Origin of the sequence: Pseudomonas sp. IPO3749 (genome assembly GCF_013386605.1) — a bacterium.
Lineage (GTDB): Bacteria > Pseudomonadota > Gammaproteobacteria > Pseudomonadales > Pseudomonadaceae > Aquipseudomonas > Aquipseudomonas azotoformans_A.
Genome location: NZ_JACARN010000116.1, coordinates 1 through 5,378, shown reverse-complemented (window position 1 = coordinate 5,378; position 5,378 = coordinate 1). Strand labels below are relative to the sequence as shown.

Sequence of the window (5,378 nt, the reverse complement as noted above, 5' to 3'; positions counted from 1 at the left end):
GTATCCGCCGGGGGATCAGGGGAAGGCATATAGTCCCGATTGGCAACTGGGCGGCGGCTTATTGTTGTCGCAGATCGCCCTGCACGAAATATATGCTGATGCTTTTTCGCATGGGGCACCATTAAAAGTGCCTCCGCATTCTTTACCAATAGGCATGCGGCACGAACTCTGGCGAGCAATGGAAGCTGAGCTGCAAGTAGAGTTTGATGTTTCTTCAACCTTGGTTGCCCGCTTCAACGCCTGGCGCCAACTGACCCTGGGCCTACCTCCAGTCACTCAACCGCTCTCCACAGAACAAATAGAACGCTACCAACCCCTCACCTCCACCACCACCTTGGAACAAGCGGCCCGCACCCAACTAGGCTGGATCACCGCCTGGCGCATCGATCGTTACGCCTTCGCCAGCCTGAAGCAGGCCCCTTTCTACCGCCAGGCAAGCGACACCGAAGCTGACGATGTAGCCCGCGATCAAGCCAAGACCCGGCGCAATCAAAATCAGGCCGCGGTGGAAAAACGTCGGCGCCAGCAACTCGCCATCGAACGCGAAGGCCGCACGCCGAAAAGGCCACTGGAACCCGGGGTGAAGGATTTCGATCCGGACATGGGCCAAACCCAATTGCGTGAGGCTGCCGAAGAGTTTGCGGCAGCCTACCGCGACCCCGATCACCTGGCCTCCAGCCTGAGTCGAGTACTGCCGGCGCACATGCCGCCCTTGGTCGTGCTGCGCATCATCACCGCCGACGCCCGCGTCGAGTGCCGGCAGATGAAAGCGGCGGGGCAGGCCAGGGTCGGCCAGCTGTTTCCACCAGCGGCCGGTTACCGCAGTCACCTGGATGCCAACACACGTGGTCGCGTCGACGAAGCCGCCAACACCCACGAACCGCCGGGGCTGTTGCGTGCGCTGTTTGATGAGCAAGTCCACGATTCCCGCGCCTGGTTTCTGTACTCATTGGGCCGTGAACCGATGGGCAGTTATTTCCGTGAGCGCATGGTGTTCTTCGGTGAGGCCAGCAGACGAGAGCTTGCGCTCAACCCTGAAATTCAAGCGACGGTGCTCGCCGGTATCCCACCGTTGCCTGCCTCGAACACAGTCGTCGCCACTCGCCCCCCCGTCATGGACGCACAACGCTTGGCCGAGGCTCACAAGGCCATCGATGCGCACTGGGAGGCCTTTTACGCCAAGCTTGCCGAGGTGAGCGATGCACAGGCCTGATCACGATTTGCGACGCACTACGTTAGGAATCAAACCGATGCATGCCCCGCATTTATGCGCTGTGTGGGTGAGTTTGTTCTGCTGTCTGACTGGGGCAGCGTGGGCACAAACCGCTCAGGCCAGCACGCTTGAAGCTATAAATCATACGCACTGGGCGATCAATCGGTTCAGTGTCGATGGCCGCTCAGGCATCGACATTATTGGCCCGTATCAGGGCGGCGGGGGCGGTTGCTGTTATGTCGCACCGGCGCGTTGGCAGCCGGGGATTACGGTGCGTGTGGATTGGGAAACAGGTGTTGCCTACTCCTTTGACTTTCCGGGATATGCAGATCGGAACAAGTATTTGGAGTGGCTTAACAGAATCAATGCCCAAAAACGCCAACTCACCAAAACAGTCCCGATCCCCGACTACACCGGCCAAAAAGTCTGCGGCCTCACCGTCCACTTCCTGCCCTGCGATGACATCCAGGTCACCACCTCCTGCTACGCCTACGGCAGCCCGGAATACCCGATCAAGACCTCGCTGCATTTGCCGGAGCCTCAGTCATGTCCGCAGTAATGCACGACCACTTTGTGGAGACAGGGCGATGAAACCGGTTATCCGTCAGGGCGACACATTGCAAGAATATGGCGGCGAAGTGCTGGAGGGACACTACGAGTGTGATGGAAGACCCATGGCCTGCCTGGGTAATGCCGTGCGCTGCAACCTGCACGGTCGCACCGAGATCGCCGAAGGCACTGACTTACTGCACATCGACGGGCGTCCTGCGGCGTTGCACGGACACCGATGCAAGTGCGGGTGCACACTGGTCAGCTCAATGCCCGATACGGAGGTGGCATTTTGATTCGCGCGCCTGAGTTAGCTCCCTATCCTATGGCTCGCGTACCTATCTACTCACGCTGGCTGACCAGTGGCTTGGTCTTGCTGGTTATTTGGGCTGGCCTCAGCGTGGTATTTCGACCATTCATTGAATCGCGTTTAGCGATGACCAGTTTGGCCTGCGTTTTCCTGGTCTGGTTGCTCGCGTTGCTGCTGCGTGTTTTGTACTTTCGTCTGAATCGGCATACCGCGCAGCACTACCACGAGGCAGCCGAACAGGTACGGCTGGCGTGGTGGCAGCACCATCGGCAGAAAGTCGGATTGGTCGAGTCCGTGCTGGTATCACCGACCTGCACAAAACCAGAGCACGGCCTAAGACTGTTCAACTCGGACTATCCGCCACCCATGCCACAGAAAACACCGGAAGGGCGAACGTTGTACCTTCGCCAGGTGTTTGGAAGTGATGTTGCTGGGCGTGAGCGAAATATGGCGATCTTGCTCGCTCAACAGTGGAATGAGCAACGTGAGGAACACTCGTTCGTTCAGCCTCTGCGTTGTTACTGGCTGGGGTCGCAAGCGGCCTGGCAAGCATTCGTCCAGCAAGTTGCACTGAGCACTGGGCGGGTTCAACTGCCCGAACAGCCCGAGACGTGGGAGGGCATTCGTAGCCTGGATTCGGTCATTGATCAATTGCAGGGTGCAGCGACGACGGCCCGTATTCTGTGTGCCGGTTGCCAATCCTCGCCAGTAGAAAGTGAGGGCCAATCGCCTTCTGGGGAGGCAGCACTGCTCTGGTTGTTTGGCCCAGAAGGCGGCGTACGCTTTACACGAGGTGAATGGTTTTCGGCCGACACCGAGCCGCTCTCGAGGGTCGCTGAGCGAGCTTTGCAGCAGAGCGACCTGACGACCCCTGCCGAGCTGTGCGTGTCGTTTGCTCAACCGAATATAGCTGAGCTGTCTGCCATCGACTGGAAGACCAAACCGCAAGACGCCAACTTTGGCACCTTGGATCGTCTACAGGCCATGGTCGCGCAAACCCTGGCAGCCTGGTATGCCCAAGAGCATCAGGTACCTTGCGCCTGGTTGGCGAATGATCCCCATCACACCCTGGCCGTTGGAGTTGTGAAACCCGATGACTGAAAAAATTGAATCCCCGAAAGTGTCCATGTGGCAGACGGCGCTGTTACTGGCTTTGACCCTGGCGGTACTTGTCGCTGTGGGCGCCGCGATCTGGTGGTTATTGATGGGGAGCAGGCCCGTTGGTTGGGCCGTGATACGCGATCTCATGGTCAAGGGTGTCATGCTGTGGTTGTTGTTTTTCGGCATGGCGCTGGTGGCATGGCTGGTAATCCAGAAGGGGGTACGCAGTTTAGTCGTGGGGGGTCGTGGGATGCCTTCGTCGCCCCCGACACAACCGGTTGAATGCACCTATCAGGCAGAGCTGATCCAAGATTTACGCAAATGCTACGGATTCTTTTGGCGCCGTAATGTCCGATTGCTGCTGGTCATCGGCGAACCCGCCGAAATCAAAGCCATCGCCCCCGCATTGGCTGAAAACCAATGGCAGCAAGCTCAAGGCACCGTTCTGTTGTGGGGCGGCAGTGCTCAGGCGCAGTTGGATCAGTTATTCCGTAACCGATGGAGCGCGCTCAGCCGATGGCGAGCCCTGGACGGCGTTGTCTGGGCACTCAACGAAACTCAGGCCGCCGATGACGCCGCGATCGGCAAAGGTATGCGTCAATTACAAGACCTGGCCCGTGACCTGAAATGGCAACTGCCACTGCACCTCTGGCAAATCTGCCACAGTCGGTGGTCGCAAGACGCTCGCACGCCGCAGCCGGTGGGGTGTCTGTTGCCAGCCCGGGTCACTTCGGTGTCGCTGGAGTCAGCGTTGACTGAATTGTTGGAGTCGTTGCGCCGTGAAGGGTTGGGGCAGATGAGCACGCTGATGAGCCATGACTTCCTGCTACGGCTGTCCCGTGATTTGCGGGGGGAGGGAATTGCGCGTTGGTGTCATACGCTCTCTGCATGGGCCGGCAGGTTTGCCCTTGGCATCCCTTTACGTGGGGTGTGGTTCAGCTTACCGGTGCCTTGTTCTTCCCATGAATCTGACAACCATTGGGTGGTGCCTCCCGCCTGGCAGGGCGTGCTGGGTGACCGTGGTCGCAGCCACAGATTCGGCTGGGGGGCGCCGCGCGTTGTTTACGTGCTGACGCTGGGTTTGGCAATGCTCTGGGCGGCGGGTTCACTGCTGTCGTTCACCAGCAATCGCCTACTGATTACTCAAGTCCAGGCCTCACTGGCAATCCTGCAACAACAAGGCACCGGCGACGAACAATTGAATGCCCTCAACGAACTGGTCCGCGATCTGGCGCGCCTGGATGATCGCGTCCAGGACGGCGCTCCGTGGTACCAACGCTTTGGTTTGAACCAAAATCAAGCATTGCTCGAAACGTTGTGGCCACGTTATGTGGAGGCCAACAACCGCCTGATCCGCGATCCGGCGACCGCGGCTCTGCGCCAACAGCTCAGCGCACTGGTCAAGCTGGCCCCGGACAGCCCCGCGCGTGCTGAACGTGCACGTGATGCCTATGCCCAGCTCAAAGCCTATTTGATGATGGCGCGCCCGGAGAAAGCCGATGCCGGTTTTCTGGTCAAGACCCTGGGCGACACCCAGCCCACACGCCCAGGCATTGCGCCGGGACGTTGGCAAAGCCTGGCACCTAACCTGTGGCAATTCTACGGCGAGCATCTGGCCGCGAACCCCGCTTGGCGCATCGAGGCCGATCCTCGGCTGGTCGCACAAGTTCGGCAAGTACTGCTCGGTCAACTGGGCCAGCGCAATGCCGAAGCCAGTCTGTATCAACAGTTGCTCGATGACGCCGCCAATCACTTCCCGGACCTGGGCCTTCACCAGCTTGTGGGTGATACCGATGCCTCGGTCTTGTTCTCCACCGGTGCGAGCGTGCCGGGCGTATTCACTCGGCAGGCCTGGGAGGGCCAGGTGCGCCAAGCCATCGACGAGATCGCCGAGGCTCGCCGCGAAGAGATCGACTGGGTCCTCAGCGACAAACCCACCGACATCGACACCCGCTTGAGCCCCGACCAGCTCCGTGAGCGTCTCACTGAACGTTACTTCCAGGACTACGCCAGTGCCTGGCTGGATCTGTTTAACAGCCTGCGCTGGCAGGAAGCGGGTAGCCTTGACGAAGTCATCGACCAGTTGACGCTGATGAGCGATGTGCGCCAATCCCCGCTGATTGCGCTGATGAACACGCTGGCTTATCAAGGTCAGGCGGGTGCTCGCACTCAGGCGTTAACCGAGTCGTTGGTGAAGTACGCACA

At 59.5% G+C, this 5,378-nt stretch carries 5 protein-coding genes; all 5 read left to right on the top strand.

Features of this window, described 5'->3' with window-relative positions:
- The first annotated feature begins 178 nt into the window (after window positions 1–178).
- On the top strand, window positions 179–1,213 hold the full coding sequence (locus tag HX812_RS32225) for a hypothetical protein (RefSeq protein ID WP_256738066.1): 1,035 nt from the start codon (window positions 179–181) through the stop codon (window positions 1,211–1,213).
- 37 nt (window positions 1,214–1,250) lie between these two features.
- Window positions 1,251–1,772 carry a DUF3304 domain-containing protein gene (locus tag HX812_RS30455; protein WP_177128299.1) on the top strand — a complete coding sequence of 174 codons (522 nt, stop codon included), beginning with the start codon at window positions 1,251–1,253 and terminating at the stop codon, window positions 1,770–1,772.
- 28 nt (window positions 1,773–1,800) lie between these two features.
- On the top strand, window positions 1,801–2,058 hold the full coding sequence (locus HX812_RS30450) for a PAAR domain-containing protein (RefSeq protein WP_038850402.1): 258 nt from the start codon (window positions 1,801–1,803) through the stop codon (window positions 2,056–2,058).
- A 140-nt stretch (window positions 2,059–2,198) separates the two neighbouring features.
- Entirely contained in the window at window positions 2,199–3,173 is a 975-nt protein-coding gene (locus HX812_RS30445; protein WP_235165515.1) for a hypothetical protein, read from the top strand.
- The coding region (locus HX812_RS30440; protein ID WP_256738065.1) for an ImcF-related family protein at window positions 3,166–5,378 on the top strand (2,213 nt) is incomplete at its 3' end. The genes HX812_RS30445 and HX812_RS30440, both read left to right, overlap by 8 nt.